Below are 968 nucleotides of genomic sequence, written 5' to 3'. Positions count from 1 at the left end.
TCCAGTATCCCATTTCTTTCTCCTCTATTCCGGATCAAATCCTGCTTCGATTAATGATTTCATCTGTTCAAATTCACTCTTAAAGTTTTTCCACTTTTTTGGAGAGATTGAATTAATCATATTTGCTAATGTTTCGAGCGAATATGCTGTAATAAGTGTTTGCTCCAATGCTCTTGCTTTTCGTTTTGATAACCCAGTTGCAACCGCATACATGTCATATTCTTTTTCCGGAAATTTTCCTTTTTTACTATTTTGATGTTCATTCCTTCTTCTTTTATAATCATTTGTTCTTCCTACATATACAACATCATCGCTCCGTCTTCGAGTAATTACATAGACAGTATTACCATGTGTTTTATCAGGATCAATTCCACCTCTTGCTACGCAAGCTTTCACCGCTGCACGTACTTTTGCAGCGTTCGCATTCATCTTTTTAAAGGTCTTTACTGTATATACCAGCCCAGCAACTGCAACTGATGTTGCAGCGATACATACTAGAGGTAGCCATGAACATGCAATCGCCGCTTTTACGCTGTCCATTGAAAAACGAATTCCGCCCATAATTCCAGTCATCGCCGCAGCCAACTGCGTAATAATCGAAGCCGGAAGTGCAATGGAAGCTGCATAGTGTCCGGTATAATCACTATAATTTACTGGGTTATTCACACAATACCCATACAGATTGCTTCCCAGTGGTTCGCCCTGGTCATTTGAGAGTACAGGGTCATCCTCGGAAAGGAATCGCATGAGTTCTACGCTGTAATAGCGGCTCTGCAGGTAATACAGTCCTGTTTCTTCATCGTAGAAGTATCCACGATAGCGTAATGGATTATCCTTGCCAAGGGTATCTGCGAGCGTTCCGGTGACTCCCGTTACTTCGCCCCATGCATTGTAATCATAGTGGACGACTTCTTCTCCTTCTGTATTGAGGATGCCTACCACATCACCCTGAAGGTTCTTTTCGTAGT

At 41.8% G+C, this 968-nt stretch carries 1 protein-coding gene; it reads right to left on the bottom strand.

From position 1 onward, the window contains the following. Positions 1–24 precede the first annotated feature (24 nt). Positions 25–968: RHS repeat-associated core domain-containing protein (locus tag CSX02_RS10815; RefSeq protein ID WP_189281535.1), on the bottom strand; the 944-nt coding region annotated here is incomplete at its 5' end.

The organism is Agathobacter ruminis (assembly GCF_002735305.1).
Lineage (GTDB): Bacteria > Bacillota > Clostridia > Lachnospirales > Lachnospiraceae > Roseburia > Roseburia ruminis.
Note: the sequence above shows the minus strand (reverse complement) of the source record. Positions and strands in the feature narration are given on the sequence as shown.